21 protein-coding genes are annotated in these 26702 nt (G+C 72.1%); 15 read left to right on the top strand and 6 right to left on the bottom strand.

Annotation, left to right across the window (positions count from 1 at the left end):
* Window positions 1-40: 40 nt before the first annotated feature.
* A complete protein-coding gene (locus tag NLX94_RS23825; protein ID WP_254385053.1) occupies window positions 41-1402 on the bottom strand; it encodes a M64 family metallopeptidase in 1362 nt (453 codons plus the stop codon).
* Between the two features lie 139 nt (window positions 1403-1541).
* Between NLX94_RS23825 and NLX94_RS23820 the strand changes: the two genes are divergently transcribed.
* Complete coding sequence (locus NLX94_RS23820) at window positions 1542-2921, top strand: tetratricopeptide repeat protein (RefSeq protein WP_254385052.1); 1380 nt, start codon at window positions 1542-1544, stop codon at window positions 2919-2921.
* A 4-nt stretch (window positions 2922-2925) separates the two neighbouring features.
* Here the strand turns inward: NLX94_RS23820 and NLX94_RS23815 are convergent, their stop codons facing one another.
* Window positions 2926-3450 carry a GNAT family N-acetyltransferase gene (locus tag NLX94_RS23815; protein ID WP_254385051.1) on the bottom strand — a complete coding sequence of 175 codons (525 nt, stop codon included), beginning with the start codon at window positions 3448-3450 and terminating at the stop codon, window positions 2926-2928.
* A 151-nt stretch (window positions 3451-3601) separates the two neighbouring features.
* Between NLX94_RS23815 and NLX94_RS23810 the strand changes: the two genes are divergently transcribed.
* The 3 genes from NLX94_RS23810 (at window position 3602) to NLX94_RS23800 (ending at window position 6993) form a co-directional block, all read left to right on the top strand.
* Window positions 3602-4240: a response regulator transcription factor gene (locus NLX94_RS23810; RefSeq protein WP_254385050.1), complete on the top strand. Its 639-nt coding sequence runs from the start codon at window positions 3602-3604 to the stop codon at window positions 4238-4240.
* A gap of 105 nt (window positions 4241-4345) precedes the next feature.
* Window positions 4346-6244 carry a M6 family metalloprotease domain-containing protein gene (locus tag NLX94_RS23805; RefSeq protein WP_254385049.1) on the top strand — a complete coding sequence of 633 codons (1899 nt, stop codon included), beginning with the start codon at window positions 4346-4348 and terminating at the stop codon, window positions 6242-6244.
* 83 nt (window positions 6245-6327) lie between these two features.
* Complete coding sequence (locus NLX94_RS23800; protein ID WP_254385048.1) at window positions 6328-6993, top strand: metalloregulator ArsR/SmtB family transcription factor; 666 nt, start codon at window positions 6328-6330, stop codon at window positions 6991-6993.
* A gap of 8 nt (window positions 6994-7001) precedes the next feature.
* Here NLX94_RS23800 and NLX94_RS23795 read toward each other — a convergent pair whose 3' ends face one another.
* Both NLX94_RS23795 and NLX94_RS23790 read right to left on the bottom strand, forming a co-directional pair.
* Entirely contained in the window at window positions 7002-7214 is a 213-nt protein-coding gene (locus NLX94_RS23795) for a 4-oxalocrotonate tautomerase family protein (protein ID WP_254385047.1), read from the bottom strand.
* 50 nt (window positions 7215-7264) lie between these two features.
* Window positions 7265-8053 carry an SDR family NAD(P)-dependent oxidoreductase gene (locus tag NLX94_RS23790; RefSeq protein ID WP_254385046.1) on the bottom strand — a complete coding sequence of 263 codons (789 nt, stop codon included), beginning with the start codon at window positions 8051-8053 and terminating at the stop codon, window positions 7265-7267.
* Between the two features lie 120 nt (window positions 8054-8173).
* Between NLX94_RS23790 and NLX94_RS23785 the strand changes: the two genes are divergently transcribed.
* The 3 genes from NLX94_RS23785 to NLX94_RS23775 all read left to right on the top strand — a co-directional run bounded on the left by NLX94_RS23785 (window position 8174) and on the right by NLX94_RS23775 (window position 12722).
* Window positions 8174-9082: a LysR family transcriptional regulator gene (locus tag NLX94_RS23785; protein ID WP_254385045.1), complete on the top strand. Its 909-nt coding sequence runs from the start codon at window positions 8174-8176 to the stop codon at window positions 9080-9082.
* A gap of 287 nt (window positions 9083-9369) precedes the next feature.
* Window positions 9370-10893: a cellulase family glycosylhydrolase gene (locus NLX94_RS23780; RefSeq protein WP_254385044.1), complete on the top strand. Its 1524-nt coding sequence runs from the start codon at window positions 9370-9372 to the stop codon at window positions 10891-10893.
* Window positions 10894-10910: 17 nt separating this feature from the next.
* The gene (locus tag NLX94_RS23775; protein WP_254385192.1) at window positions 10911-12722 is read left to right on the top strand and encodes a glycoside hydrolase family 6 protein; all 1812 of its coding nucleotides are present in this window, start codon (window positions 10911-10913) and stop codon (window positions 12720-12722) included.
* Window positions 12723-12849: 127 nt separating this feature from the next.
* Here the strand turns inward: NLX94_RS23775 and NLX94_RS23770 are convergent, their stop codons facing one another.
* Entirely contained in the window at window positions 12850-13902 is a 1053-nt protein-coding gene (locus NLX94_RS23770; protein ID WP_254385043.1) for a LacI family DNA-binding transcriptional regulator, read from the bottom strand.
* A gap of 446 nt (window positions 13903-14348) precedes the next feature.
* Between NLX94_RS23770 and NLX94_RS23765 the strand changes: the two genes are divergently transcribed.
* The 4 genes from NLX94_RS23765 (at window position 14349) to NLX94_RS23750 (ending at window position 19271) form a co-directional block, all read left to right on the top strand.
* A complete protein-coding gene (locus NLX94_RS23765) occupies window positions 14349-15722 on the top strand; it encodes an ABC transporter substrate-binding protein (protein ID WP_254385042.1) in 1374 nt (457 codons plus the stop codon).
* Window positions 15723-15876: 154 nt separating this feature from the next.
* Window positions 15877-16839: a carbohydrate ABC transporter permease gene (locus tag NLX94_RS23760; protein ID WP_254385041.1), complete on the top strand. Its 963-nt coding sequence runs from the start codon at window positions 15877-15879 to the stop codon at window positions 16837-16839.
* 4 nt (window positions 16840-16843) lie between these two features.
* A complete protein-coding gene (locus tag NLX94_RS23755) occupies window positions 16844-17773 on the top strand; it encodes a carbohydrate ABC transporter permease (RefSeq protein ID WP_254385040.1) in 930 nt (309 codons plus the stop codon).
* 58 nt (window positions 17774-17831) lie between these two features.
* Window positions 17832-19271: a GH1 family beta-glucosidase gene (locus NLX94_RS23750; RefSeq protein ID WP_254385039.1), complete on the top strand. Its 1440-nt coding sequence runs from the start codon at window positions 17832-17834 to the stop codon at window positions 19269-19271.
* A gap of 32 nt (window positions 19272-19303) precedes the next feature.
* Here NLX94_RS23750 and NLX94_RS23745 read toward each other — a convergent pair whose 3' ends face one another.
* Window positions 19304-20728: a cytosine permease gene (locus tag NLX94_RS23745; protein WP_254385038.1), complete on the bottom strand. Its 1425-nt coding sequence runs from the start codon at window positions 20726-20728 to the stop codon at window positions 19304-19306.
* Between the two features lie 117 nt (window positions 20729-20845).
* Between NLX94_RS23745 and NLX94_RS23740 the strand changes: the two genes are divergently transcribed.
* The 4 genes from NLX94_RS23740 (at window position 20846) to NLX94_RS23725 (ending at window position 26606) form a co-directional block, all read left to right on the top strand.
* Window positions 20846-21544 carry a TetR-like C-terminal domain-containing protein gene (locus NLX94_RS23740; protein ID WP_254385037.1) on the top strand — a complete coding sequence of 233 codons (699 nt, stop codon included), beginning with the start codon at window positions 20846-20848 and terminating at the stop codon, window positions 21542-21544.
* 131 nt (window positions 21545-21675) lie between these two features.
* Window positions 21676-22749: an oxidoreductase gene (locus tag NLX94_RS23735; protein ID WP_254385036.1), complete on the top strand. Its 1074-nt coding sequence runs from the start codon at window positions 21676-21678 to the stop codon at window positions 22747-22749.
* Window positions 22746-23069 (top strand): putative quinol monooxygenase, encoded by a 324-nt coding sequence (locus NLX94_RS23730; RefSeq protein ID WP_254385035.1) that lies wholly within the window; start codon window positions 22746-22748, stop codon window positions 23067-23069. The genes NLX94_RS23735 and NLX94_RS23730 overlap by 4 nt, the downstream gene beginning before the upstream one ends.
* A 168-nt stretch (window positions 23070-23237) precedes the next feature.
* A complete protein-coding gene (locus NLX94_RS23725) occupies window positions 23238-26606 on the top strand; it encodes a S8 family peptidase (RefSeq protein WP_254385034.1) in 3369 nt (1122 codons plus the stop codon).
* Window positions 26607-26702 lie beyond the last annotated feature (96 nt).

The raw sequence follows: 26702 nt of genomic DNA, 5'->3' as shown, positions 1-26702 counted from the left end.
CCGTGCCATTATCCGTCCCGGGCGGAACAGGTCGCCCCGGCTACCGGCGGACGGTCCAGCCGGCGGTGGAGCGCAGCGTGCGGGCGATCTCCGGGTCGCGGACCGAGGGGGTGCGGTCCTCGGCGGTGACCGACAGGGTGTGGGTGCGCAGGTCGCGCAGTCGCAGTTCGGCGACGGTGACCTCGGTCCGGCCCGCGAGCCGCCCGATCTCCCGGCCGTCGAGGTACCAGCGGACGAGGAGCTGGCGGCCGTCGGCTCCGGTGAGCCGGGGGACGGCCGCCCTGGCGGTGTGCCGCGTCCGCAGGGTGCGGTCCGTCGGGGTGAGCGGGGTGACGGTCCGCGCGTGCTGGTAGAAGCCGGCGATCATCGCTTCGGTACCGGGGAGGTTGAAGGGTTTGCCCAGGACCCGCATCAGCGAACTGTCGGTGGGCCGGTGGAGCCCGGTGGCGAAGTAGCCGCCGCCCTCGTAGGTGCCGACGGCGCCGCCGTCCGGGGAGGGCTCGCCCAGCCAGCGGTGCCATTTGACCTGGCGGTCGGCCATCCGGTCGGCGGTCAGCGTGGAGGAGTTGGACTCGGCCGGCTCGGGCCCGGTGTACTTCTCGTAGTCCGGGACACCGGGGTAGAAGTACTCGTCGGCGAGTTTGCCGAGCGAGTGGCCCGTCTCGTGGATGGCGACCTGCCCGGACTTGGCGTTGTCCGCCGAGGCGGTGGAGATGCCCTCGTACCCGAGGGTGGCGCTGCGCTCGTTGTAGCCGGCGCCGCCGTACTTGGCGCTGTTGGCCAGGACGACGACCAGGTCGGCCTCGGGCGCCCTGGCCACGTAGGAGTCGACCTTGGGCTGGTCTATGCACAGGAGCCGCTCGATCTCCTCGCACCAGAAGTACGCGCCGAGGGCGGTGTCGCGGACGGTCGCCCGGTCGGGGTCCCCGGAGACGCCCGACTCCCGGGACACGGCGTCCACCGTCCAGACGTTGAAGAGGTTCCGGTACGTGGCGTACGGCTCCACGGCCGTCACCTCGGCCCATTTCGCCTGGGCATCGGTGCGGAACTTCGCCAGTTCGGCCGTGGTGTAGCCGTCGCCGACGAAGACCACGTCCAGCCGGTCGCCGGTGGGGCCGTTGTCGACGAGTTTGACGACCTCGCCGTCCGCCGCCCGCTCCGCCTCGGAGAGCCGGGCGCCCTTCCCGGCCGCCGGGCCGGACCGGGCGGGGACCCGGGTGTGGCCCGATCCGGCGTCACCGCCCTGCTCCGGTCCCGGAATCTCCACCACCAGCCGGGGTGCGACCGGTTCGCCGGCCGCGCGGACGGGTCCGGCGGCCAGCAGCGCGGCGGTCGCGCAGGCCGCCGCGACGGCCGCCCGCAGGACCGTCCGGGCGGCGGCCGGGCGTCTGGCACGGTGCATGAAATCCTCCTGCGGTGAAGGGAGTTAAGGAGATGTGTAAGCAGAGTGAACCGGTTGCTTAAATTAGGCGGCGCACGACGGGTGCGCAATGCCCCGCTCCCCCTGAATACTTGGCGGTCCGAGCAACCAGGGGGATCCCATGGACGAACCGGCCGAGATCGGCCGCAGGGTTCAGCGCATGCGCACCGAACTCGGCATGACCCAACGCCAGTTGGCGCAGCCCTCGTACACCCCGGCCTATGTCTCCACCCTGGAGTCGGGCAAGGTGCGCCCCTCGGAGACCGCGCTGCGCTTCCTCGCCGGGCGGCTCGGCACCTCCTACGAGGAACTGTCCACCGGACGCCCCGCCGGACTGGCCACCGAGCTGCGCCTCGCCCTCACCGACGCCCAGCAACTCCTGGCCTCCGGCGCTGCGGAGGAGGCCGCCGTCCACTACCGGCGGCTGCTGGCCGAAGCGGAGGAACTCGGGCTCGCCGACGAACAGGTCGGTGCGCTGCTCGGACTGGGCGACTGCGCCCTGGAGACGGGCGAACTCCCCGCCGCCATCGGTCACTTCGAGTCGGCGGAACGGCTCCTGGCCGATGAGCCGCTCCCCCGCCGCGCCCGCCCGATCCGCGGCCGGGCGGTGGCGCACCTGCTCGCCGGGGAGCTGCGCTACGCCTGCTACCTGCTCGAATCGACCATCGACGAGCTGGGGTCCAGCGGACTGGCCGACCCCGAGGCGCTGGTGCTGCTCTACGCCGCGGTCATCGGCCCGTACATCGACATGGGCGCCCACGCCCGGGCCGCCCACGCCGCCGAACTCGCCCTGGCACTGGCCCCCCGGGTCACCGACCCGGCCCTGGTGGCGGGCATGCACCGGCAGGTCGCGCGGACCTTCCTGACGGAGGGGCGGGTGGCCGATGCCGACGCCTCGCTGGCCAAGGCGCAGGCGATCTACGGGCAGTTGCAGCTGCGGACCGATCTGGCGCACTGCCACTGGATGCGGGGCTACGTCCAGGCCCAGGACGGGGACCTCGCCTCCGCGGAGCGCGAACTGCGCACGGCCCGGGAGATGCTCGTCGCCGGGCGGGCGGCCCTGTACACCGCGCAGGTGGAGGTCGAGCTGGCCGACGTACTGCGCCGGCTCGGCCGCCCCGAGGAGGCCGCCCTGCTGCTCTCGGAGCTACTCGACCTCGGGCACAGCCACGGCGCCGTGCACGCGGGCGGGGCGCACCGGCTCCTCGGGCTCATGGCCGAGGAGCGGGGCGAGCCCGAGGCCGCCGAGGAGCACTACGTGCAGGCCCTGGCGCTGCTGGAGCGCAGCGGGGCGACGGGCGACCTCGCGGACCTGTGCCGGCTCCTGGGGGACCTGCTGCGCCGGGCCGGCCGCACCGAGGCGGCGCTGGACGCCTACCGCACGGGTCTGGGCCACCGGGCCGCTCCGGGTACGACCACCCTGGGCCCGGCGCCCGCGGCGCCGGCGTTCACACCCCAGCCGCACCATCCGTCTCACGCGCCCCGTCCGGCCTCGCGGTAGACAGCTAGAGGTCGATCCAGTAGCGCCGCTTGGGGCCGACCAGGGTCTCGCGGACGTCCTCCAGCACGCCTCCGGCGTTCTCGATCGTGCGGATCGAGGCCTGGTTCCCGGGGTCGCAGGTGAGGAGCACCCGGTCCATCCCCAGCAGCCGGGCCTCGTGCTTGACCTCGCCCAGGGCCCAGCCGGCCAGGCCCCGGCGGCGGGCCGAGGGGCGCACGCCGTAGCCGATGTGGCCTCCCGCGTCGAGCAGGAAGCCGTTCAGGTAGTGCCGCAGGTCGATGGCGCCCAGGTACGCGTCCCCCTCGGCGATCCACCAGTACGTGGCGTGGACCCGTCCGTGTTCGAGCGGCACCGTGCGGTCCCCGTAGCTCCGCAGCCGCTCCGTCCAGGCGGCGAAGCCCTCCGGGCTGTCCACGTCGTCGTCGGAGCCGAGCCCCGCGCCGTCCATGTGGGCGTCGGGCCCCCATTCCTCCTGCGCGGCGAGCCAGGAGGCGTGCAGACGGGGGGTGGGTGCAATGAGCTCGGGCATGACCGGACGATAACAGTCCGCGAAAACGGGCCCCGGGCGGCCGTGGGGAGTCCGGGGCCGTCCGGCATGCCGGACGGCCCGGGAGGGCCAAGACTGGAAGGGCGGGGTCGCGCTCCCACCGGGTGCGGACCCCCGCGGGAGAGGGGCGCGCATGAGTGCGGACGCGGGACGGGTCGCCGTCCTCGGTGACTGCCCGCTGCTGCGCCACGGTGTGGCCCGCGTCCTCGAAGCGGCCGGCGGCCCGGTCTTCGTACTCGGTGCGGGGTCGGCCGAAGAGGTGACCGCCGCCCTGGAGCGCGGGGAGGCCCTGGCAGGGGACGTCCTGCTCGTCGATCTGCGGCTGCCGCCCGGATGCCTGGCGGAGGTGGTGGCCCGGCTGGCGGGCCTCGGCTTCGCGGTGCTGGTGCTCTCCTCCGGCCCGCCGGACGAGGCCCGGGCCGCGCTGCGCGCAGGAGCCCGCGGCTGTCTGAGCCGGCGGGCCGGCGAGCGCGAGATGCTGGCGGCGATCCGGCTGGTCGCCGGGGGCTGCTCGTACGTCTCCGCCGACATCGCCGTGGGAACGGTTCCGGAGGCCGCACCCCTGTGCCACGTCACGGACCGTGAGCGGCAGGTGCTGGAGCTGGTCGCCCACGGGGAGACCGACCACGGCATCGCCGTCCGGCTGGGCATCAGCGAACACACCGTGCACTCCCATCTGGACCGGCTCCGCGACAAGATCGGCTCGCGACGGCGGGCCGATCTGACGCGCTTCGCCCTCGTCCACGACCTCATCCCCGCCGCACCGGGGTAACCCTGCCCCGTCCGGCGTGGGCTCTTCTGCCCTGTGCCCGTCCCGGGACGCACCGGACACTGAAGGCGACAGCCCTCGTGTGCCCGATCCGGGAGGCGGTTTGCGATGAGTGGCATCTTCGGCGACACCCTCACCTTCGCCCAGGAGGAGGGCGGTGACGTACGGCTCGTGGCCTTCGGCGACGACAAGTACGCACGGTACGAAACACTCGACGGCTACTCGGTCGTCTACGACGAGGACCGGGGCCTCTACTGCTTCGCCGAGACCGACAGCGGCGGCGCCGGACGACGCTTCGTCTCCAGCGGCATCCCGATGTCCCGGTCGGCGCCCGAGGGGCTGCCGCGCCACCTGCGGGAAGGCCAGATCTACCGGCGGGACGTGGTGAAGGAACGGCTGATGGAGACGGTCTCCGAGGAGGATCGGGCCACCATCGACCCCGACACCCTGCTGACCTTCGGCCCCAACAAGGGACTGCTCCCCGGCTTCGTCCTCAGCGAGGGCGACGTCCAGGGCCTCACGATCCTGGTCGACTTCCCGGACAGACCCTCGCAGGTCACCGTCGACGAGGTCTCCGCGCTGCTGAACAGCCCGAACTTCGCGGAGAACGGAAACACCTGCTCGGTCAAGGAGTTCTTCCGCACCATGTCGACGGGGCGGCTCCGCTTCTCCAACACCGTGGTCGGTCCGCTCCGTCTGAGCCGGCCCCGCCTCGCCTACGCGCACAAGGCGAACCGGGGGCGGCTCGTGCCGGAGGCACTGCAGGCGGCCCTCGACGCCGGAGTGGACTTCAGCCGGTTCGACTCGCTCGGGCGCGGCGTCGTCGACTCCATCTGCATCATGTACGCGGGCCCCACCGTGTTCATGGAGGACCTCTGGCCGCACAACTCCCGTTTTGTCGCACCGATCGGCGACGTGCGGACGGAGCTCTACACGGTCACGAGCATCGGTGACTCCGCCGCCGATCTGAGCATCGGCACCTTCTGCCACGAGAGCGGCCACCTCCTGTGCCGCTGGCCCGACCTCTACGACTACGGAACGGCCGAGCGCGAGGGCGACGACTTCTCCAGCGCGGGACTGGGCAACTACTGCGCGATGGCCGCCGGGAACAACCTGGGCGACGGATTCCTCCCGTCCGCCGTCTGCGTCTACCTGCGGCGCCTCGTGCACTGGACGCACGACGTCGACATCTCCGTGCCCGGTGTCCACGAGGCCCGGCAGGGCCAGTACGACGAGGCCCTGATCTACCAGCACCCGCAGCGGAAGAACATCGAGTACTACCTCGTGGAGAACCGCACCCGCACCGGCTTCGACACCGAGCTCACATCGAGCGGGCTCGCCGTCTACCACTGCGACATCACGGGGTCGAACGAGTTCCAGAACGGCACACCGGTGGGCCACTACCAGTGCGCGCTCCTCCAGGCCGACGGCCACCTGGACCTGGAGACCAACCGGAACCAGGGCGACGGCTCGGACCTGTTCGGGCCCACGCTCGGCACCGCCGTCTCGCACAGCAGCCGCCCCGCCTCCCTGTGGTGGGACGGGACCGAATCCGGGCTGACCATCTCCGGCATCTCCGCGCCGGGCCCGGTCCTCACCTTCCGCACGGGTGAGCAGGGAGTGGCGGGCACCCTGGTCAGGGGCGACTCGGCGCCCGGGGCACTGATCCCCGAGGACGACGCCGGCGGCCTGACCGACGTGATCACCCTCCAGGGCCAGGGCACGGTCCAGGACCTGACGGTGACCCTCGACATCGAGCACCCGCGCATCGGCGATCTGCGGGTGGTGCTGATGGCGCCGAGCGGCCGCCGGGCCGTGATCCACAACCGCACGGGCGGAAACACCAAGAACCTGCGGGTGACGCTGGATTCGCAGCCGCCCTCCCTGCTCGCGCCGCTGATCGGCGACTCCGTGCCGGGGAGCTGGAAGCTCAAGATCACCGACGCGGTCGTCTCGAAGGCCGGAGTGCTGAACGAATGGTCCCTCGCCGTCCGGACGGGCACCTGAGGCGGGAGGCAGGAGACGGGAGGCGGAGGGGCCGGGACTTCCTCCCTCTCTTTTAACCAACGGTCATCGATTATATTGGGGGCATGACCGAAATGCCCCGTGGTGTGGATGCCCAGCGTGTCCACCACGCCCTGGCCGTTCCGTCGCGTCGGCGTCTGATGACCCTGCTGCGGGAGGCGGACCGCCTGCTGGGCGTGGATGACATGGCCGCTGCCACGGGGCTTTCGGTCGCCACCGTCCGCCACCACCTGGCCACGCTGACCGAGGCCGGTCTGATCACGGCCACCGCCTCGGCCGGACCGGGCCGGGGCCGCCCCCGGCTCCGGTACGCCGCCGCCCGGCCCGACCTCCGGGAGGAACCGGCCGACGCCCCCTTCCGGGAACTCGCCCAGGCCCTGGCCGAAGCGGTCGGGGGCGGCCCGGGCGCCTCCCGCAAGGCCGGGCTCGACTGGGGGCGCCGACTGGCCGGGACCGAGGCCGCGCAGAGCGGGCCGGCTGCGGAGCGGCTGTTCGCCGCGGCCGCCCGGATGGGCTTCGCGCCCGGGGACGCGCCCGGGCCCGACCCCGGGACCCGTCGGGTGCTGCTGCACGAGTGCCCGTACCGCGAGCTGGCCCGGGCCCGGCCCGAGGTGGTGTGCGCCGTCCACCAGGGCGTCCTGGACGGCCTGCTGGAGTCCACCGGGAGCACGGTGCGGCTGCTGCCCTTCATCGGCCCGGAGCTGTGCGCGGCGGACCTGCGCAGCGTCTGACCAGGGGGTCAGTCGCGGGCCCGGTTGCGGCGGCGGTACTCGTCGGTCGGGACGCCGCCCACGCCCCAGTCCTCCAGGACGACCTCGTCGATCAGGACGAACGTGGTGGCCGGGTCCTTGTCGAGGACCTTGACCAGCAGGTCGGTGATGCCCGCGATGAGCTCCGCCTTCTGCGAAGCGGTGGCGCCTTCACGGGTGATCTTGACGTTGACGTAGGGCATGGGGGTTCCTCTTCTCGTTCTCGTGGTGGTGATCGACAGGGGCAGGTGCCTCAGATGCGGCGGCCGGTGACGTGGCCGCCGTCCACGCGCAGGGAGTGGCCGGTCACGAACCCCGCACGGGCGAGGTAGAGCACGGCGTCGGAGATCTCCGCGACCTCACCGACCCGGTCCTGGAGCGCGAGTCCGCCGTAGGAGTCCACGTCCGAGCCCGCGTGCAGCGGTGTGCGGATGATGCCGGGCGCCACCAGGTTGACGCTGATGCCGTCTACGGCCAGCTCGGCGGCCAGGCTCGTCGTCAGCGCGTGCACACCGCCCTTGCTGACCACGGGCGCGGAGGCCGGGAAGCCCGCCAGTGCGTGGTCCACCAGCACGGTGCCGATGTTGACGATGCTGCCGCCCTCGCCCTGGGCGCGCAGGGCCCGTACGACCGCCTGCGTGGTGAGGTAGGTGCCCTTGAGGTTCCCCGTCAGATAGCCGTCGAGCTCTTCCTCCGTCACCTCGGTGAAGGGCTTCGGCTCGAAGGTGCCGGCGTTGTTGACCAGGACGTCGATCCGCCCGAAGCGCTCGAGCGCCGTACGGACGAGCGCTTCTCCGGTTTCCGCCGCGGCGGTGCCGCCCGCGACCCACGCCGTCCGTTCGGGATGGCCGAGGGTGACGGCGGCCTTGGCGAGGCGGTCGGCGTCCCGGCCGTTGAGGACGACGTTCGCGCCGTTCGCCAGGAAGGCACGGGCGATGTCCAGGCCCATGCCGCTGGAGGAGCCGGTGACGATGGCCGTGATCGTGGCAGCGGTCTTGTGCGCGGCCTTGGCCGTGGTCGCGTCGGTACGGGTGGCAGTCATGTTCGGCTCGTGCCTTTCGTGGGTGGCGGCCGGGGAGTCCCGGCGGCTGGCACCAGAAAGCTATGGGCCCTCAACCCATAACACCACGACGGAAATTGGAGCGTGTGATAATCCAGGATTATGGATGTGGACCTGCGTGACCTGGAGCTCCTGGACGCCACCGCCGAGGCCGGCTCCCTGACCGCCGCCGCCGAGCGGCTCTACGTCAGCCAGCCGGCGCTGAGCCAGCGGCTCACCCGACTGGAAGCCCGTCTCGGCATGCCGCTCTTCGACCGGAAGGGCCGGCGCCTGATCCCCAACGCCGCCGGCCGCAGGCTCCTGGTCGCCGCCCGCCACGTCCTCGGCGAACTCGAATCGGCCTCGCGCGATCTGCGGGAGCTCCGCGACGGGCGGGACCGGCGCGTGCGGTTCGCCGCACAGTGCAGCACCACCTTTCCGTGGCTGCCTCCGGTCCTGCGCGCCTTCCGCGCACGCGAGCCGGACATCGAGGTGCGGATCGAGACCGTCGCCGACGACGCCCCGATCCCGGCCCTGCTGGCCGATCTCGTCGACGTGGCACTGGTGACCAAGCCCGACCTGCAGATGGACCGGGTGTCCCTGACCAGGCTGTTCGACGACGAGATGATGGCGGTCGTGCCCGCCGGGCACCCGTGGGCCTCCCGCGCGCACCTGACCGCCCGTGACTTCGACGGCACGGACCTGGTCCTCTACGACTTCTACGACCAGAAGCGCATCCCTTCGATGCCGCTGCCGATCCCGGCCGGCGCCCGGCCCGCCCGCATCACCACCATGCCGGTGGTGACCGACCTGGTGGTGGAGATGGTGGCGGGCGGCCAGGGCGTGACGGTGCTGCCGAACTGGGTCGCCGCCCCGTACGCGGCCTCGCACGATCTCGCCCTGGTCCGCATCGGCGCGAAGCCGCTGACCCGGACCTGGTTCTGCGCGACACGGACCGGCCCGCGCCCGCCCCATCTGGAGGCGTTCGTCGAGGAACTCGTCGCCCGCCTCGAAACTCCCCGCGTGGACTGATCGGGGCGCGGCGCAGGACCGGCATGGGAAGGGCTCCTTTCGGCTCGGGGAGGAAAGACGTGCGGGGAGGATGTGCACAAGCTCTGAACCAGTGGGAGCGCTCCCACTGTGCAGACGGGACTCAACTCCGTCAAGGTCCGTGAAGAGTCGAAGCCATTCCCGGAGGAATTTCGTCAACTCCTCTGTTGCTTGGCGGTAGTTGCCGCTACGGTCTGGCCCCAACCAGTGGGAGCGAATCCGTCAGTCGGCGCGCCGTCACAGCGCGCCCTCGCTGCAAGGACTCGCTCATGCGACACCCCCCACGCACGTCCGCGCTGCTCACAGCGGCAGCGCTCGCGATGGTGAGCTGTGCGCTCGCCGTCACGGGTACGGCCGCAGGAGCCGCGGCCCCACCCCCGTGCACGGTGACGTACTCGGTCGCCGGCCAATGGGCCGGCGGATTCCAGGGTGCGGTCACCGTCACCAACAACAGCTCCGCGCTGAACGGCTGGAGCCTCGGCTTCGGCTTCCCGGCCGGTCAGGCCCTCAGCCAGGGCTGGGGCGCCAAGTGGTCCCAGACCGGGTCGGCCGTCACCGCCGCGAACGAGAGCTGGAACGCCGCGCTCGCTTCCGGCGCGAGCGTGACCACCGGCTTCATCGCCTCGTGGTCGGGCGCCAACACGGCGCCCGGCGCGTTCACGCTCAACGGAGCCGCCTGCACCACCGACTCCGGGCCCGGACCCATTCCGACACCTACTCCCACGCCCACCCCTACTCCCACGCCCACCGACCCCACACCCACCCCCACCGACCCGCCCCCCGGGGCGCCCGAACTGAGCGTCACCGGCAACCGCCTCACCGACCGGAACGGCGCCACCCGCCGCCTCCTCGGAGTCAACCGCTCCGGGGGCGAGTTCATGTGCGTCCAGGGCCACGGCATCTTCGACGGTCCCGTCGACGACGCCTCGGTGCGCGCCATCGCCGACTGGAAGGCCAACACCGTCCGCATCCCCCTCAACGAGGAGTGCTGGCTCGGCCTCGACAACATCAAGCCGGAGTACCGGGGCACGGCCTACACCGACGCCGTCCGCGGACTGGTCGACCGGGTCCTCGCCCACGGCATGACCCCGGTCGTCGAACTGCACTGGACGTACGGCCAGTACACCGGCAACTCCTCCGGGTGCGCGGACGTGCACGCCTCCTGCCAGAAGCCTATGCCGGACGCCCAGTACGGCCCGGCGTTCTGGACCTCGGTGGCGAACACCTTCAAGAACGACCGGCGGGTCGTCTTCGACCTGTTCAACGAGCCCTATCCGGACCGGGCCACCCCCACCGCCGCCCAGGCATGGACCTGCTGGCGCGACGGCGGCACGTGTCCGGGCATCGGCTACGAGGTCGCCGGCATGCAGGACCTGGTGGACGCCGTCCGCGCGACCGGCGCCCGCAATCTCGTACTCGTCCCCGGCATCGCCTACTCCAACGACCTCAGCCAGTGGCTCACCCACTCCCCCACCGACCCGACGGGCAATCTGGCCGCGGCCTGGCACGTCTACAACTTCAACACCTGTTCCAGCGAGGCCTGCTGGGACTCGACCCTCGCCCCGGTCGCCGCCCGGGTCCCCCTCGTGGCGGGCGAGATCGGCGAGAACACCTGCGCGCACGGCTTCGTCGACCGCGTCATGAAGTGGTTCGACGACCGCGCCCTCTCCTACCTCGGCTGGACCTGGAACACCTGGAACTGCAACTCCGGGCCGGCCCTGATCACCTCCTACGACGGCACCCCCACCGCATTCGGCACCGGGCTGCGCGACCACCTGCGCGCCCTGAACTGAAAGGCATGGCCAAGAAGATGAGCCGCACACCGATCGGCACGACGAACCCCCGAACGACTTCCCGCCCCACGTCCCGTACGACCCGGCGCACCGCCCTGCTGGCGGCCCTCGGCCTGGTCACCGCCGCCGGCGCCACCGCCACGGTGTTCGGCACCTCCGCCGGCGCCGCCACTCCGGGCTGCAAGGTGGAGTACCGGATCACCAACCAGTGGAACACCGGCTTCGGCGCCGACGTGGTCCTCACCAACACCGGTGACCCGGTGGCCTCCTGGACCGTGGAATGGTCCTACGCGAACGGCCAGCAGGTCACCCAGGGCTGGAACGCCGCGATCAGCCAGTCCGGCGCGGCGGTGACCGCCAGGAGCCTCTCGTACAACGGGAGCCTGGCCACGGGCGGTTCGACCTCCTTCGGCTTCAACGGGTCGCACACCGGCACCAACGCCGTGCCCGCGACGTTCCGGCTCAACGGCGTCACCTGCAACGGGGCGACCGACCCGACCCAGCCGCCGACCACTCCCCCGACGACGCCGCCCACCACCCCGCCCACGACGCCGCCGACCACCCCGCCGCCGTCGGGCGCAAAGGCCGACAACCCCTACGCCGGCGCCAAGGTGTACGTGAACCCCGAGTGGTCCGCCAGGGCCGCCGCCGAGCCGGGCGGCACCAGGGTGTCGAACCAGCCCACCGGTGTCTGGCTCGACCGCACCGCCGCCATCGCGGGGACGGGCGGCTCGATGGGGCTGCGCGCCCACCTGGACGCGGCGCTGGCGCAGAAGGGCAGCGGCGAGCTCGTCGTCCAGCTGGTGATCTACAACCTGCCCGGACGAGACTGCGCCGCGCTCGCCTCCAACGGCGAGCTGGGCCCGACCGAGATCGAGAAGTACAAGACGCAGTACATCGACCCGATCGCCGCCATCCTCGCCGACACCAAGTACGCGGGGCTGCGGATCGTGACCACCGTCGAGATCGACTCGCTGCCGAACCTGGTCACCAACGTCACCGGGCGCCCGACGGCCACGGCCAACTGCGATGTGATGAAGGCCAACGGCAACTACGTCAAGGGGGTCGGCTACGCCCTGAACAAGCTGGGCTCGATCGCCAACGTCTACAACTACGTGGACGCCGGACACCACGGCTGGCTCGGCTGGGACGACAACTTCGGCGCCTCCGCGGACATGTTCAAGCAGGCGGCCACCGCCGAGGGCGCCACGCTCGCCAAGGTGCACGGCTTCATCGTGAACACGGCCAACTACAGCGCCCTGAAGGAGGACCACTTCAAGATCGAGGACTCCGTCAACGGCACCTCCGTACGCCAGTCCAAGTGGGTCGACTGGAACCGGTACACGGACGAGCTCTCGTACGCCCAGGCCATGCGGACCAAGCTGGTCTCCCTGGGCTTCGACGCGAACCTCGGCATGCTGATCGACACCTCCCGCAACGGCTGGGGCGGCACGGCGCGGCCGGCCGGACCCGGCGCGCTGACGAGCGTGGACACCTACGTCAACGGCGGCCGCTACGACCGTCGCATCCACCTCGGCAACTGGTGCAACCAGGCGGGCGCCGGCCTCGGCGAACGCCCGCAGGCCGCCCCGGCGGCCGGCATCGACGCCTACGTGTGGATCAAGCCGCCGGGCGAGTCGGACGGGGCGAGCAAGGAGATCCCGAACGACGAGGGCAAGGGCTTCGACCGGATGTGCGACCCGACGTACACCGGCAATGCGCGCAACGGCAACAGCATGTCGGGCTCCCTCCCGGACTCACCGCTGTCGGGCCGGTGGTTCTCGGCCCAGTTCCAGGAGCTCATGAAGAACGCCCACCCGGCGCTGTGACCCGCCGCCACCGGTGAGCGCGGACCCCGCTCATGGGCCGGAGCCGTACGGAAATCCCTGGATTCCGTACGGCTCCGGCCGCGGCACGTCCCGGGGCGGCCGACGGCACCTCCCCGGGCGGTCGGCCTCAGGAGGAATCGCGCACGATCAGTTCCGTCGGCAGGACCTCGCGCGGCTCCCCGCCCGTTGCCTCCGCCGGCGCGGAGCCGGGTCCGGACCCGTCGGCGATCTTCTGGAGCAGCAGCCGGGTCATCGTGCGGCCCATCTCCTCGATCGGCTGGCGCACGCTCGTCAGGGGCGGGTCCATCAGGCGGGCCACGGCGGAGTCGTCGACCCCGACGAGGGCCACGTCCTCGGGGATCCGCCGGCCGGCCTCGCGCAGCACCCCGCGCGCGCCGGCCGCCATGACGTCGGAGGCGGCGAAGACCGCGTCCAGGCCGGGGGCGCGCTCCAGGAGCTCGCGCATCGCCCGCCGGCCGCCCTCCTCGGTGAAGTCCGCGGTCGCCTCCAGCGACTCGTCGGGCAGGATCCCGGCCTCGGCGAGCCCCGCCCGGTAGCCGCCCAGGCGCGCCCGGGCCACGTACATGTCCAGCGGCCCGCTGATGGTCGCGATCCTGCTCCGGCCCCGCCCCACGAGGTGGGCGACGGCCGCGCGGCCCGCGCCGATGTTGTCGGAGTCCACGTAGGCGACGGGTTCGGCCTCGGAGCGCCGTCCGTTCATGACGACCGGCAGCCCCAGCTGTGCGATCCGGTCCGGCAGCGGGTCGTCGCCGTGGACGGACGCCAGCAGTACGCCGTCGACCCGCTGGGCGGCGAGGTAGTCCTCGAACCGCCTGCGCTCGGCCTCGGTCCGGACCAGGGTGAGGAGCAACTGCTTGTCGGCCGCGGCCAGTTCGGCACTGACCCCGCGGATGAGGTCGAGGAAGTACGGCTCCGAGAACAGCCTGGCCTCGGTCTCCGGGATGACGAGGGCGACCGCGTCGGTCCGGCTCCCGGCCAGGGCCCGGGCCGCCTGGTTGGGTACGTACCCCAGCTCGGCCACGGCACGGGCGACGGCATCCCTGGCCTGCCCGCTCACCCGCGGCGAGCCGTTGATCACCCGGGAGACCGTGCCCCGGCCGACACCGGCCAGGGCCGCCACCTCTTCCAGGGTGGGTCTGCCGTTCTGCCGTCCGCTCACGATGCTCGAACTCCCCTCGCGCGCTGCCGCGCCCCGGGCCGGTGCGTACCGGGCCGGGCGCGGCTGATCAGGTAAGAAGCGGATCCCGCCCCCATCTCACGCGGAACACGTTACGCCGGTCCGGCGACCGCGAGCCCGTATGGGAGCGCTCCCACATTACCTGCGTCCCACGCTCGATGCCATGGCCGCATTCAGAAGCCGACGGGGCCGCGCCGGGAAGCGGACCTTGGTGGGCGCCGAACGCCGCCGCGCCACGAATTCGCGTTCATCTCTTGACACCCGCACCCACCAAGCAGCAACCTTCCGGCAACGACGTGGGAGCGCTCCCATCCCGGGGTGCGAGAACGACCTTCCCATCAGGTCCTGGCAGGGCCCTCGCCGAGCCGCGAACAGCCCGCCGGACCCCCTGGCGCACGACGAGCACCACCTTGGACGAGGAGAGTGGAATGCGCACTTCCAGCAGCAGACACGGACGCGGGCGCGGACGCCGCACCGCGCTCAACGCGATGGCGGCGGTCGCCGTCATGGCGACCGGCACGGCCCTGCTCACCGGCTGCGGCAGCGACGGCGACAGCGGCAAGGGCAAGGCGGACGGCGCGGCCGGCGGCGAGCAGATCACGCTGCGGATCGGAACCTTCGGCTCCTTCGGCTACGACAACGCCACCGGCGCCAAGCTCTACGCCGAGTACGAGAAGACCCACCCCCACATCAAGATCGAAGAGTCGAACGTCGCCGACGGCCAGAAGTACTGGGACACGCTCAAACTGCGGCTCTCCCGCGACAGCGGCCTCGCGGACATCCAGGCCCTCGAGGTGGGCTACATCGCGGAGGCGACCGGTCCCGCCATGGCCGACAAGTGGACCGACCTCGGCAAGACGGGCGGGGCCGACCTCGGCGCGTTCCTCGACTGGAAGGTCAAGCAGGCCACCACGGGCGACGGCAAGGTGATCGGCCTCGGCACGGACATCGGCCCGATGGCCATCTGCTACAACAAGGACCTCTTCGCCCAGGCGGGGCTCCCGACGGAGCGCACCGAGGTCGCCAAGCTGTGGGCGGGCGACTGGGCGAAGTTCATCGAGGCCGGCGAGACGTACAAGAAGAAGGCGCCGGCCGGAACCGCCTTCCACGACTCCGCCAGCGGCCTGTTCAACGCGGTGATCTCCAGCCAGCCCGTCCAGTACGCCAGCACCAAGGGCGAGCTGGACTACGAGAACAGCCCGGGCGTGAAGAAGGCGTGGGACACCGCCGTAGCGGCGGCGAGGGGCGAACTGACCGGCAAGCTGCGCCAGTTCGACGAGAAGGGCACCTGGAACGCCGCCTTCAAGAACGCCAAGTTCGCCACCGTCGCCTGCCCCAGCTGGATGACGGGCATCATCAAGGACCAGGCGGGCCCGGAGAACCAGGGGAAGTGGGACATCGCCGCGCCTCCCGTGGCCGGCAACTGGGGCGGCTCCTTCCTCGCCGTGCCGAAGTCGGGGAAGCACGCCAAGGAGGCGGCCGAACTCGCCGCCTGGCTCACCGCGCCGGCGCAGCACGCCAAGGTCTTCGGCGTGAACGGCAACATCCCTTCCACCAAGTCCACGCTCACCTCGGCAGCCGTACAGGACGCCAAGCTGCCGTACTTCGGCGACACCCCGGTCGGCAAGATCTACTCGGAGGCCGCGGCCGGCATCACCCCCGCCCCGATCAGCCGCTGGGACGGCCAGGTGAAGACCTTCCTCACCGACAACGGCATCCTCGACATCGAGCAGCGCGGCACCGATCCGGCGAAGGCCTGGGAGAACGTCAGGAAGCTGGTCGAGGACAAGATCGACCAGTAGCGGAGGCCGCGCGTCGCGGCCCGTCGCGCCGCCCGCGGGCGGCGGGCCGCCGCCGTGCACACCCTCCCCTTGCGCGCGCCGCGCGTACGCATCTCCCCGTACGCGCCTGCCGCGTACACCCCTCCCCTACGCACCGACCCGGAAGGACGCCCCCGTGGCCACCTCCGTACGGGCGACGAGTGGCGGCTCCCCGCCGCCCGCCGGCCTGCGCAGCACGCTCTACCGCCTGGACCTGAAGGCCGTCCCCTACGTCTTCGTCGCCCCCTTCTTCCTCACCTTCGCGGCCTTCGGCCTCTTCCCCCTGATCTACACGGGCTGGCTCTCGCTCCACCGGGTCGAACTCGGCGGCAGCGCACAGTGGAAGGGGCTGGACAACTACAGCGCGCTGGCGACCAGCGAGTTCTTCTGGAACGCGCTCGCCAACACCTTCACCATCGGCGTGATCTCCACCGTTCCCCAGCTGCTGTTGGCGCTGGGGCTCGCGCACCTGCTCAACTACCGGCTCCGCGCCCGGGGTTTCTTCCGGGTCGCGGTCCTCGCCCCGTACGCCACCTCGATCGCGGCGGCGACCCTGGTCTTCGCCCAGCTCTTCAACACCGACTACGGGCTGATCAACACGGTCCTGGGCTGGGCCGGCTTCGACCCGGTGTCCTGGGAGTCCTCCAAGTGGCCCGCCCAGATCGCGATCTCGACGATCGTGACCTGGCGCTGGACCGGCTACAACGCGCTCATCTACCTGGCGGCGATGCAGGCCGTACCGCAGGACCTGTACGAGGCCGCCGCGCTGGACGGGGCCTCGCGCTGGCGCCAGTTCCTCAGCGTCACCATCCCCTCCATCCGGCCGACGATCCTCTTCACGGTCATCGTCTCCACCATCGGCGCCACCCAGCTCTTCGGCGAGCCGATGCTCTTCGGCGGCAGCGTCGGCATCAGCGGGGGCAGCGGGAACCAGTTCCAGACGCTGAGCCTGCTCATGTACGAGAAGGGGTGGGTGACCGGCGCGCTGGGCCAGGCCTCCGCCATCGCCTGGGTCATGCTGCTGCTCCTCCTGCTCATCGGCGGCATCCGGATGCTGATCACCCGCTCGACCCACAAGCGCAAGAAGCCGGGGAGCTGAGCTCATGGCCCGCACGCTCGACACACCCACACCCACACCCGCACCGACCGCCACAGCCCTGGCCCCCGAATCGCCGCCTCGCCGCAGGCTGCTGCGCCAGTCGGCGGGCCGCCAGCACCACGCGGGACCGCTGACGTACGTCCTCCTGGGCCTGGCCGCCCTCGTCTCCCTCTTCCCGCTGTACTGGAACCTCGTGGCCGCCTCCCACACCGGCGAGCGCGTGGTCGAGGCGCCGGCCCCGCTCCTGCCGGGCCCCCGGCTCTTCGACAACCTCGCCTTCGCCTGGAACCAGGTGGACATGGGCGAGGCCCTGGTCAACACGACCATCGTCGCCGGGCTCGTGGCCCTGTCCACCGTCCTGTTCTCCACCCTGGCCGGCTTCGCCTTCGCCAAGCTGCCCTTCCGGGGCCGCGGCGCCCTGCTGGCACTGGTCGTGGCGACCATGACGATCCCGCCGCAGCTCAGCGTGATCCCGCTCTACCAGATCATCACCGATCTCGGCTGGGTCGATCAGCTGCAGTCGGTCGTGCTGCCCTCGCTGGTCGCCGCCTTCGGCGTGTTCTTCATGCGGCAGTACCTCATCGAGGCCCTGCCGGTGGAACTGGTGGAAGCGGCCCGGATGGACGGCGCGCACAGCCTGCGCATCATCTGGCACGTGGTCTTCCCGGTGGCCCGGCCCGCGATGGCGGTCCTCGGGATGCTCGTCTTCGTCCAGGCCTGGAACGACTTCTTCTGGCCCTTCATCGCACTGACCCCGGACGGCAATCCCACCCTCCAGGTCGCCCTGGCCGGTCTCGGCGCGGGAAACCACACGGTCGACCAGGCCGTCGTGCTGACCGGGGCGCTCATCTCCACGCTGCCGCTGCTGCTGGTCTTCGCCGTGCTCGGCAAGCACATCGTGGGCGGCATCACGGCCGGCGCCGTCAAGAACTGACCGGCTCCGCACCACACCATCACCACTTCATCCACACCTGCGTTGGGAGCGCTCTCCTATGACCGCGTCCGAGACCCGGCCGCTCACCGCCGTCCGCTCTTTCCCGCCCGGCTTCCTCTGGGGCACGGCCACCGCCGCGTACCAGATCGAGGGCGCCGCCCGTGAGGACGGCCGGACCCCGTCCATCTGGGACACCTTCTCCCACACCCCCGGCAAGGTCTTCGAAGGCCATACGGGTGATGTGGCGGTGGACCACTACCACCGCTTCCCCGAGGACGTCCGGCTGATGTCCGAACTGGGCCTGGGTGCCTACCGGTTCTCCGTCTCCTGGTCGCGCGTCCAGCCGACCGGCCGGGGCCCGGCGGTCCAGAAGGGCCTGGACTTCTACCGCCGGCTCGTCGACGAGCTGCTCGCCGCCGGCGTCGCCCCCGCCCTCACCCTCTACCACTGGGACCTCCCCCAGGAGCTGGAGGACGCGGGCGGCTGGCCGGAGCGCGCGACCGCCGAGCGGTTCGCCGAGTACGCGGGGCTGGTCGCCGACGCCCTCGGGGACCGGGTGAAGCACTGGATCACCCTCAACGAGCCCTGGTGCAGCGCGTTCCTCGGCTACGCCTCCGGCGTGCACGCCCCGGGCCGGACCGACCCGGTCGCCGCCCTGCGCGCGGCCCACCACCTCAACCTCGGCCACGGCCTCGCCGTCCAGGCCCTGCGGGCCGCGCTGCCCCGGGACGGCCGGGTCGCGGTCTCCCTCAACCTGCACGAGGTACGCCCCCTGACCCCGTCGGCCGCGGACCGGGAGGCGGCCCGGCGCATCGACGCCGTCGGCAACCGGATCTGGCTGGGCCCGATGCTGGAGGGCGCCTACCCCGACGACCTCCTCGCGGACACCGCGCAGCTGACCGACTGGTCCTTCGTACGGGACGGTGACACCGCCGCGGCGCACCAGCCCCTGGACCTGCTCGCCGTGAACTACTACACCCCGACGGTGGTCTCGCGGGCGGCGGAGGGCTCGGCGGTGCCGCAGGACGACGGGCACGGCGCCAGCGAGCACTCCCCCTGGCCCGGCGCCGAGGGCGTGGCCTTCCACCGGGCACCGGGCGAGCGTACGGCGATGGGCTGGCCGGTGGACGCGGACGCCCTGTACGAGCTGCTGACCCGGACCGCCGCCCGCTACCCCGGGCTGCCGCTCGTGGTCAGCGAGAACGGCGCGGCGTACGAGGACGAGGTCGGTCCGGACGGCACGGTGCACGATCCGCTCCGCGCCGCCTACGTCCACGACCACCTGGACGCGGTGCACCGGGCGATCGCCGACGGGGTGGACGTGCGCGGCTACTTCCTCTGGTCGCTGCTCGACAACTTCGAGTGGTCGTACGGGTACGCCAAGCGGTTCGGGGCGGTCCACGTCGACTACGAGACCCTGGAGCGGACCCCCAAGTCGAGTGCGCGCTGGTACGCCCGGGTGGCGCGGAGCGGGGAGCTGCACGCTCCTCCGTCGTAGCCGGTACGGGGCTCCCGGCGCCGGCTGCCCGGTCAGGCGGCCGGCGCGGCGGCCCGGCCCCGCAGGGAGCGGTGCATCAGGAGCCAGTAGAGGGAGGCCGCCACGATGATGCCGGCGGGCAGGGAGAGGTCCACGCCTCCCAGGGCCCGGGCGACGGGGCCGGTGTAGAGGGTGTCCACGCAGAGGAGGGATGCCGCGATGCCGGCCGTCAGGGCCAGCGCGCCCGCCCAGTTGACGCCGCCGGTGTACCAGAAGGGGCTGCCGGGGGTCTCGTCGGTGAGCGCGGGGCCGTCGTAGCGGCAGCGGCGCAGCAGGATGTCGGTCGCGTAGACGGCGGTGCTGGGGCCGAGGACGACGACGGTCAGCTGGAGGAGGTTCTCGACCGTGCCGAGGAAGTCGGAGACGAGGAGCGCGTACAGGGTCGCGGCGACCCCGAGCGCGCCGTCGACGAGGACTCCGAGGGAGCGGCGGACGCGGACTCCGGCGGCCTGGAGGGCGAGGCCGGAGCTGTAGGCGGTCATGGCGTTGTTGGCGATCGTGCCGAGCACGATCGCCAACAGGAACACGGGTGAGAACCAGGCGGGCAGGATGCCCTCCAGTCCGGCCTGCGGTTCGGCCATGTCCACGACGGTCGCGGCGAGGGCGCCCAGCGAGGCGAGCAGGACCCCGGGGAGGAACCCGCCGAGCGCGGTCCAGCCGGCGACGGCCCACCGGGAGATCGTGCGCGGCAGGTAGCGGGAGAAGTCGGCGCTGTTGGTATAGGAGAGCGGCCCGGAGGCGACCAGTGTGACGCCGGCCGCGAGGGTGGCCCACAGGACGCCGCCGGTCAGCGGTTCCGCGGCCGGGCGGCCGGGGCCGGCGTGGGCGAACACGTAGCAGGCGACGACGGCGAAGGTGACCGTGAGAGCGATCGCGATCGGGGGGTAGAGCTTCACCATGGTGGCGTGTCCGTAGACGCCGATGGCGACGGTGATACCGGCGATGGCCATCACGACGGCGGTCTTGACTCCGGCGCCGGTGCCGATGCCCGCCTTCTCCACGAGGACGAAGGCGGCGACCGCGGCGGCGGCCAGGTTGAGGGCGATGTAACAGATGCAGAGCAGCCAGCCGTTGACGGCGATGTTCACCCGGTTGCCGCGGATCCCGTACATCGCCCGCGCGACGACCTCGCTCGGGGTGCCCGAGGCCGGTCCCGAGACGGCGAGCAGACCGATCGGCGCCCAGAAGATGCTGCCCGCCACGATGACGGCGACGGCCTGACCCAGGCTCAGGCCCATGAGGACCAGGGCGGCGCCGACCACCATGCTCAGGTAGTTCACGTTCGCCGCCGCCCAGACCCCGAACAGCTCGCGGGCCCGGCCGTGGCGTTCCCGGTCGGGCACGTGGTCGATGCCGTGGGCCTCGATCCGGCCGGGACGGTCCGTGTCCGTGCCCGCGCCCCTGCCCGTGGATTCCATGGAGCCCTCCGTCTCTCGTCCGAATCTTCGCTCACCGCGGAGGAGCGGCGTACGGCGACATCAGCGCACTTGGGCACCGCGACCAACCCGGTTGTGGAGGACGGGTACGGTTCCGACATGGACGATGACACGACCACATCAATCAAGGACACTGCGCGGGCGCACCTGGTGAAGCTGGGCGGCGCAGGGCTGTCCCTGGAAGCGGTCGCGCAGGACTGCGGTCGTACCTTCGCCGAGGTGCGGGCGGCCTTCCCGCACCGGGACGACCTGCTGACCGCACTGGTCGTCGATGCCTACGACGCGTCCGGGGCCGCGATGGAGCGGGCCGACGAGTCCGCCGCCGGCGCCCACGCTTCGGCGGGCGCGCGGCTGCTCGCGGTCACGCGGGCCCTGCGGCAGTGGTCCTTCGACCACCCCGCCGAGTTCACGCTGATCTACGGATCACCCGTACCCGGCTACCACGCCCCGCAGGACACCGTCCTGCCCGCCTCGCGCACGCCCGGCGTCCTCGCCCGCATCGTGGGAGCGGCACTGGAGGGCGGCGAACTCACCCCGCCCCGGCGGGCCGTGCCCGGGCCGCCCCTGCTGCTGCCGGCCGCCGTCGAGGCCTTCGGGGGCCTGCCCCCGGCGCCGTTCTCGGACGTCATCGAGCGCGGGATCGTGCTGTGGAGCAGCCTGATCGGGCTGCTCGTGTTCCAGGTCTTCAGCCGTACCCACGACAGCGTCCGGGACGAGTCCGCGTTCTTCGACTACGCGATCGCCGTGGCGGCCGAGGGCATCGGACTGGTGGTCCCCCTGGACGGGGACGCCCACTGAGTTTCCATCGAGGGGGAACAGCAATGTCGCACCACACCGGGTGGGGTCATCAGCATCCGGGTCCGCACCCCGGTCCGTACCCGGCTCAGCATCCGGGTCAGCCCGTGCCGCCGCCGTGGGGAGGCGGCTGGATGCCGCCGCCCGCACCGCAGCCGGGCGTCATACCCCTGCGCCCGCTCGGCACGGGCGAGGTGCTCAACGGGGCCTTCGGGGTCTTCCGCCGGTACTGGAAGCCCCTGATCGGAGTCATGGCCGCGGTACAGGGCATCGGGATCCTGCTCGTCGCCGCCGCGCTCGCGATCACCTTCGCCGCCGTCCAGGACCGGTTCTCCGCCGTCTTCGATCTCCCGCCGGGGCAGAGCCCCGAGGGGTCGGACGTGGCGGACCTCTTCCTGTCCTTCGTACCGGCGGGCGTGGTCGCGCTCGTCGCGATCACGGTGGGCGCCGCGATGATCGGCGCCGTGTGCCCCGCGCTGGTCCAGGAGGCGGTGCTGGGCCGCCCGGTGACCTTCGGTTCGCTGTGGCGCCGCGGCCGGTCCCGGCTGCCGGCGGTGCTCGGCACCGTCCTGCTCACGGCGCTGATCGCCGGCGGGCCGGTGGTCCTGCTGTACGCGATCTGCGTGCCGCTCATCGTCATGTCCGCGGACCTGGACGGCTCCGGCCCTCCGGCCGGCCTCTTCGCCCTGCTCCTCCTGGGCTCGTTCCTGTGTCTGCCCTTCTCGGTCTGGCTCATGACCCGGTTCGGCCTCGCGCCCGCCGCGGCGGTGTGCGAGGGGCTCGGTCCCGTGGCGGCCCTGCGGCGCTCTTCGCACCTGGTCCGCGACGGCTGGTGGCGGGTGCTCGGCATCTCCGTGCTCGGGCACCTCGTGGCGGGGGCCGTGGGGTACGCCATCCAGACGCCGTTCGGCCTCGTCGGCATGTTCTCCCTCTTCCCGAACCTGCCGGAGCCGGGCGATCCCGCGCCGGATCCCGGCCCGCTGATCTCCGGGTTCCTGGTCTACGCACTGGTCGTACTGATCGACGGCGTCATCAGCTCGCTGTTCCAGTACAGCTTCCCGCAGCTGGTCATCGCCCTGCTCTACGTGGACCAGCGGATGCGCAAGGAGAACCTCGCGGCGGCGCTCACGGCCACCGCGTTCCCGGCAGCGGCACCGGGAGAGGGATCGGGAGCAGGAGCAGGGCCCGCGCCTACAATGCTCGAATGATCTTCATTGTGGTCAAATTCCCCGTCAAGTCCGAGTACGTCGACCAGTGGCCCGAGCTGGTCGAGGAGTTCACCCTGGCCACCCGCGCCGAGCCGGGCAACCTGTGGTTCGAGTGGTCCCGCAGCCTGGAGGAGCCGGACACCTACGTCCTGGTCGAGGCCTTCCAGGACGACGCCGCGGAAGCGCACGTCACCTCCGCGCACTTCCGCGCGGCCCTGGAGACCATGCGGCCCCTGGTCACCCGGACGCCGGAGATCGTCAGCACCACCATCGAGGGCGCGACCGGCTGGAGCCGGATGGGCGAGCTCCAGGTCGACTGACGGCCGGCCGCGGCCCGTTGGCGCGCGTTCCCGTCACCCGGTGTCCCCCGCTGCCGAGTTCGTGCGCGAGTTGATATTCCCCGCGTCCACGGAGAACCGAACGGGCCCGCCCGGCGTGATACCCCACACCACATGCATGGGCATGTACACGAACGTGGGGGAACACGGGTGGGATTCACGAGGAAGGCCCGGGCGGCGACGCTCGCCGTCGCGGTGACGGGGACGCTGATCGCGGGCACGGTGTCGGCCGGTGCCACGCCGGCGCCGGCAGCGGGCACCGCGCAGGACGGCACGGGGGGTCCGGCCGCCGGCCGGGCGAAGAAGGAGTCGAAGCCGTCGGCGACGGTGACCCTGATCACCGGCGACCGGGTCCTCGTCAAGGGCGACGGCAGCGTCGAGCAGCTGATCCGCGGCGCGGGCCGTGAGGGGACCGCCTTCTCGGTGCGCCGCGAGGGCGCGCACACGTACGTCATTCCGCAGGACGCCCTGCGGCTGGTCGCCGACGGGGTGCTCGACCGGCGCCTCTTCGACGTCGCCGAGCTGGTGAGGAACGGGTACGACGACGCGCACCGCACCACGCTGCCCCTGATAGCCGGCTACCGGCGCGACGCCTCGGGGGCGCAGACCTTCGGGGCCGCCGGTGACACTCTGGCGGCGGTCGCCCGCGACCGCCGCCCGCTGCCCTCGGTGGCGGGCGAGGCGTTCACCGCGCGGAAGGCCGACGCCGCGGCCCTCTGGACGGCGGTCACCGGCCGGACGGACGCCCGCACCCTGGCGGCCCCGCCGGTGCCGCCCGTCGCGCACCTGTGGCTGGACGGCAAGGTGAGCGCCGCGCTGGACAAGAGCGTGCCGCAGATCGGCGCGCCCACCATGTGGAAGGCGGGCTTCACCGGCAAGGGCGTCAAGGTGGCGGTCCTGGACACGGGGGTCGACGAGACCCACCCGGACCTCAAGGGCGTCGAGACGCTGCAGAAGAACTTCAGCAGCTCGCCCGACTCCAAGGACCGCTACGGGCACGGGACGCACGTGGCCTCCACGATCGCCGGCTCGGGCGCGCGGTCGGGCGGCCTCTACAAGGGCGTGGCGCCCGATGTGCAGCTCCTGGACGCCAAGGTCCTGGGCGACGACGGGTTCGGCTCGGACTCCGAGATCATCAGCGGTATGCAGTGGGCCGTGGACCAGGGCGCGACGGTCGTCAACATGAGCCTGGGCTCTCCCGACCAGCCCGGCGTCGACCCCATGGAGGAAGCGGTCGCCCAGCTCTCGGGCAAGGCGCTGTTCGTGGTGGCCGCCGGGAACGAGGGCGACAAGGCCGCCACCCTGCGCACGCCCGGCAGCGCCGCGGCGGCGCTCACGGTCGGCGCGGTGGACAAGCAGGACCGGCTCGCGGACTTCTCCAGCCGCGGTCCGACCGCCGACGGGCTGACCAAGCCGGACATCACCGCCCCGGGCGTCGACATCACCGCCGCCGCGACCACGCAGGGCACGGAGCCCGGGCCGCCCGGGGGCTACGTCGCGATGGACGGCACCTCGATGGCCACCCCGCACGTCGCGGGCGCTGCGGCGCTGCTCAAGCAGCAGCATCCGGCCTGGAGCCCGGCCCGGCTCAAGGCCCTGCTGACCGGCTCGGCCACGCCCCACCCGAAGCTCAACGCCTACCAGCAGGGCGCGGGCCGTACCGACCTGGTCCGTGCCTCCCAGGCCGTGGTCACCTCCACGCCCGGTTCCCTGGCCTTCGGTACGCAGCTCTGGCCGCACGCCGACGACAAGCCGGTGTCCAAGTCCCTCACCTACCGCAACCACGGGGCCAAGCCGGTCACGCTGAAGCTGACCACGTCCGGCACCGACCCGTCCGGCCGTCCGGCGCCGGCCGGGATGTTCACTGTGAAGGACGCTCAGCTCACCGTCCCCGCCGGGGGCACCGCGACGACCGCCGTCACCGCCGACACCCGCAAGGGCACGGTCGACGGCGCCTTCGGCGGCACCGTACTGGCCTCCGGGGGCGGGCAGGAGGTGCGCACCGGCCTCGTGGTCGAGCGTGAGGTGGAGTCGTACGACGTCACCCTGAATCACCTGGACGTCAACGGCGGGAACCCGGCGACCTACTACACCACGGTCACGAAGCTCGGCACCGGCATGGAGGGCCGCTTCGAGGTCCCGTACGACCCGAGCGGCACCGTCGTCCAGCGGCTGCCCAAGGGCAACTACCTGCTGGAGGGCGTCGTCTGGGGCCCGGACTCCACCCTGGGGTTCTTCGTCCAGCCGCTGCTGAAGCTCACCGGGACGACCACGGTCTCCTTCGACTCCCGCAAGGCCAAGCCGTTCGCCGTCACCCCGCCGGACCCGTCCGCGAAGCTGGTGAGCGCCTACGCCGGGTTCTACGACGAAGCCGCGATGGTCTCCGACATGTGGGCCACCGACGGGGCGACGAAGATCCTCACCCAGCACCTGGGCCCGGCCGCACCCACGCTGCGGGCGCAGTACAACGGCCTGTGGAAGACGCCGGGGGCGGCGGGCAGGAACATCGACTACCGGCTCGCCTTCAACCGTACGGGCACCTGGTTCTCCGGCCTCGACCGCAAGCTCACCAAGGCCGACGTCGCCGAGGTGAAGCTCGGGTTCGGTGCCTCGGTCACCGGGGCGAAGGGCCTCATCCACGCGACACCGACGGGCGCCGACGGCTACACCTCCGGAGTGCAGGACCCCTCCGAGCAGTCCCTGCCGCTGGCGAGCACCCAGTACGTCAGCACCGGGGGCGGGGTGCGCTGGTCCTGGGTCGCCTCGCAGGTCAACGCGGGAGGGGAGCCGCGCATGATCTACACGCACGACCTCCGCTCGTACCAGGGGGGCCGGCGGTACACGCTGAACTTCAACACCGGAGTGGTCGGCCCCGATCTGGAGGCGGGCAAGGAGCAGGCCGCGACGCGGACCGGCGACTACGTGGACTTCAACATCGGGCTGTTCAACGACGGCGCCGGGCACCAGGGCTATTCGTCCACCACGGGCGGCTTCACCCGGCTGGAGTCCGGAGGCCGGGTCATCGTCGAGACGCCGCCGAACGGCTGGCTGAGCGCCGAGGTTCCGGCAGGCAAGGCCACGTACCGGCTGACCAAGGAGGCGACCCGCGCCGCCGCGGACACCTCGACCAGCACGAAGGTGAGCGCGGTCTGGACGTTCACCTCGGTCCGCCCGGCCGGCGACGAGCCGGTGGCGCTACCGCTGTCCACGGTGCGGCTCGCGCCGAAGCTGAGCCTGAGCGGGACGGCGCCTGCGGGCGGTGCGCTGAAGGTGCCGCTGCGGCTGGGCGGGGCGGCCGCCGCCGCGGGCCAGGTGGCCGCGCTGACGGTCCGGGTCTCCTTCGACGGGGGCGCGACCTGGCGGCTCCTCGCGGTGGCGACGGACCCGGAGGGGGCGCGGTCGGTGATCGTGCGGCACCCGGCGTCGGCCAAGGCCGTGTCGTTCCGGGTGGACCTGAGGGACAAGGCGGGCAACACCGTCCGGGAGACGATCACCAACGCGTACCGGCTCGCGCCGTGAGGTGAGACGGCCGTACGGGGCTCCGGCCCGGCCCCGCATCGCGCGGGTGCCGGGCCGGAGCCGTGTCCGGGCCTCCCGCTTTGATTGCTCCGGCCG

Source organism: Streptomyces sp. TBY4, from assembly GCF_024213195.1.
GTDB lineage: Bacteria > Actinomycetota > Actinomycetes > Streptomycetales > Streptomycetaceae > Streptomyces.
Note: the sequence above shows the minus strand (reverse complement) of the source record. Positions and strands in the feature narration are given on the sequence as shown.

Coding starts and splice junctions, on each gene's coding strand:
- NLX94_RS23730 (WP_254385035.1), top strand. CDS start 22,746: ATGATCTTCATTGTGGTCAAATTCCCCGTCAAGTCCGAGTACGTCGAC.
- NLX94_RS23740 (WP_254385037.1), top strand. CDS start 20,846: ATGGACGATGACACGACCACATCAATCAAGGACACTGCGCGGGCGCAC.
- NLX94_RS23825 (WP_254385053.1), bottom strand. CDS start 1,402: ATGCACCGTGCCAGACGCCCGGCCGCCGCCCGGACGGTCCTGCGGGCG.
- NLX94_RS23750 (WP_254385039.1), top strand. CDS start 17,832: ATGACCGCGTCCGAGACCCGGCCGCTCACCGCCGTCCGCTCTTTCCCG.
- NLX94_RS23745 (WP_254385038.1), bottom strand. CDS start 20,728: ATGGAATCCACGGGCAGGGGCGCGGGCACGGACACGGACCGTCCCGGC.
- NLX94_RS23785 (WP_254385045.1), top strand. CDS start 8,174: ATGGATGTGGACCTGCGTGACCTGGAGCTCCTGGACGCCACCGCCGAG.
- NLX94_RS23780 (WP_254385044.1), top strand. CDS start 9,370: ATGCGACACCCCCCACGCACGTCCGCGCTGCTCACAGCGGCAGCGCTC.
- NLX94_RS23815 (WP_254385051.1), bottom strand. CDS start 3,450: ATGCCCGAGCTCATTGCACCCACCCCCCGTCTGCACGCCTCCTGGCTC.
- NLX94_RS23735 (WP_254385036.1), top strand. CDS start 21,676: ATGCCGCCGCCCGCACCGCAGCCGGGCGTCATACCCCTGCGCCCGCTC.
- NLX94_RS23775 (WP_254385192.1), top strand. CDS start 10,911: ATGAGCCGCACACCGATCGGCACGACGAACCCCCGAACGACTTCCCGC.
- NLX94_RS23800 (WP_254385048.1), top strand. CDS start 6,328: ATGACCGAAATGCCCCGTGGTGTGGATGCCCAGCGTGTCCACCACGCC.
- NLX94_RS23795 (WP_254385047.1), bottom strand. CDS start 7,214: ATGCCCTACGTCAACGTCAAGATCACCCGTGAAGGCGCCACCGCTTCG.
- NLX94_RS23805 (WP_254385049.1), top strand. CDS start 4,346: ATGAGTGGCATCTTCGGCGACACCCTCACCTTCGCCCAGGAGGAGGGC.
- NLX94_RS23765 (WP_254385042.1), top strand. CDS start 14,349: ATGCGCACTTCCAGCAGCAGACACGGACGCGGGCGCGGACGCCGCACC.
- NLX94_RS23790 (WP_254385046.1), bottom strand. CDS start 8,053: ATGACTGCCACCCGTACCGACGCGACCACGGCCAAGGCCGCGCACAAG.
- NLX94_RS23755 (WP_254385040.1), top strand. CDS start 16,844: ATGGCCCGCACGCTCGACACACCCACACCCACACCCGCACCGACCGCC.
- NLX94_RS23820 (WP_254385052.1), top strand. CDS start 1,542: ATGGACGAACCGGCCGAGATCGGCCGCAGGGTTCAGCGCATGCGCACC.
- NLX94_RS23810 (WP_254385050.1), top strand. CDS start 3,602: ATGAGTGCGGACGCGGGACGGGTCGCCGTCCTCGGTGACTGCCCGCTG.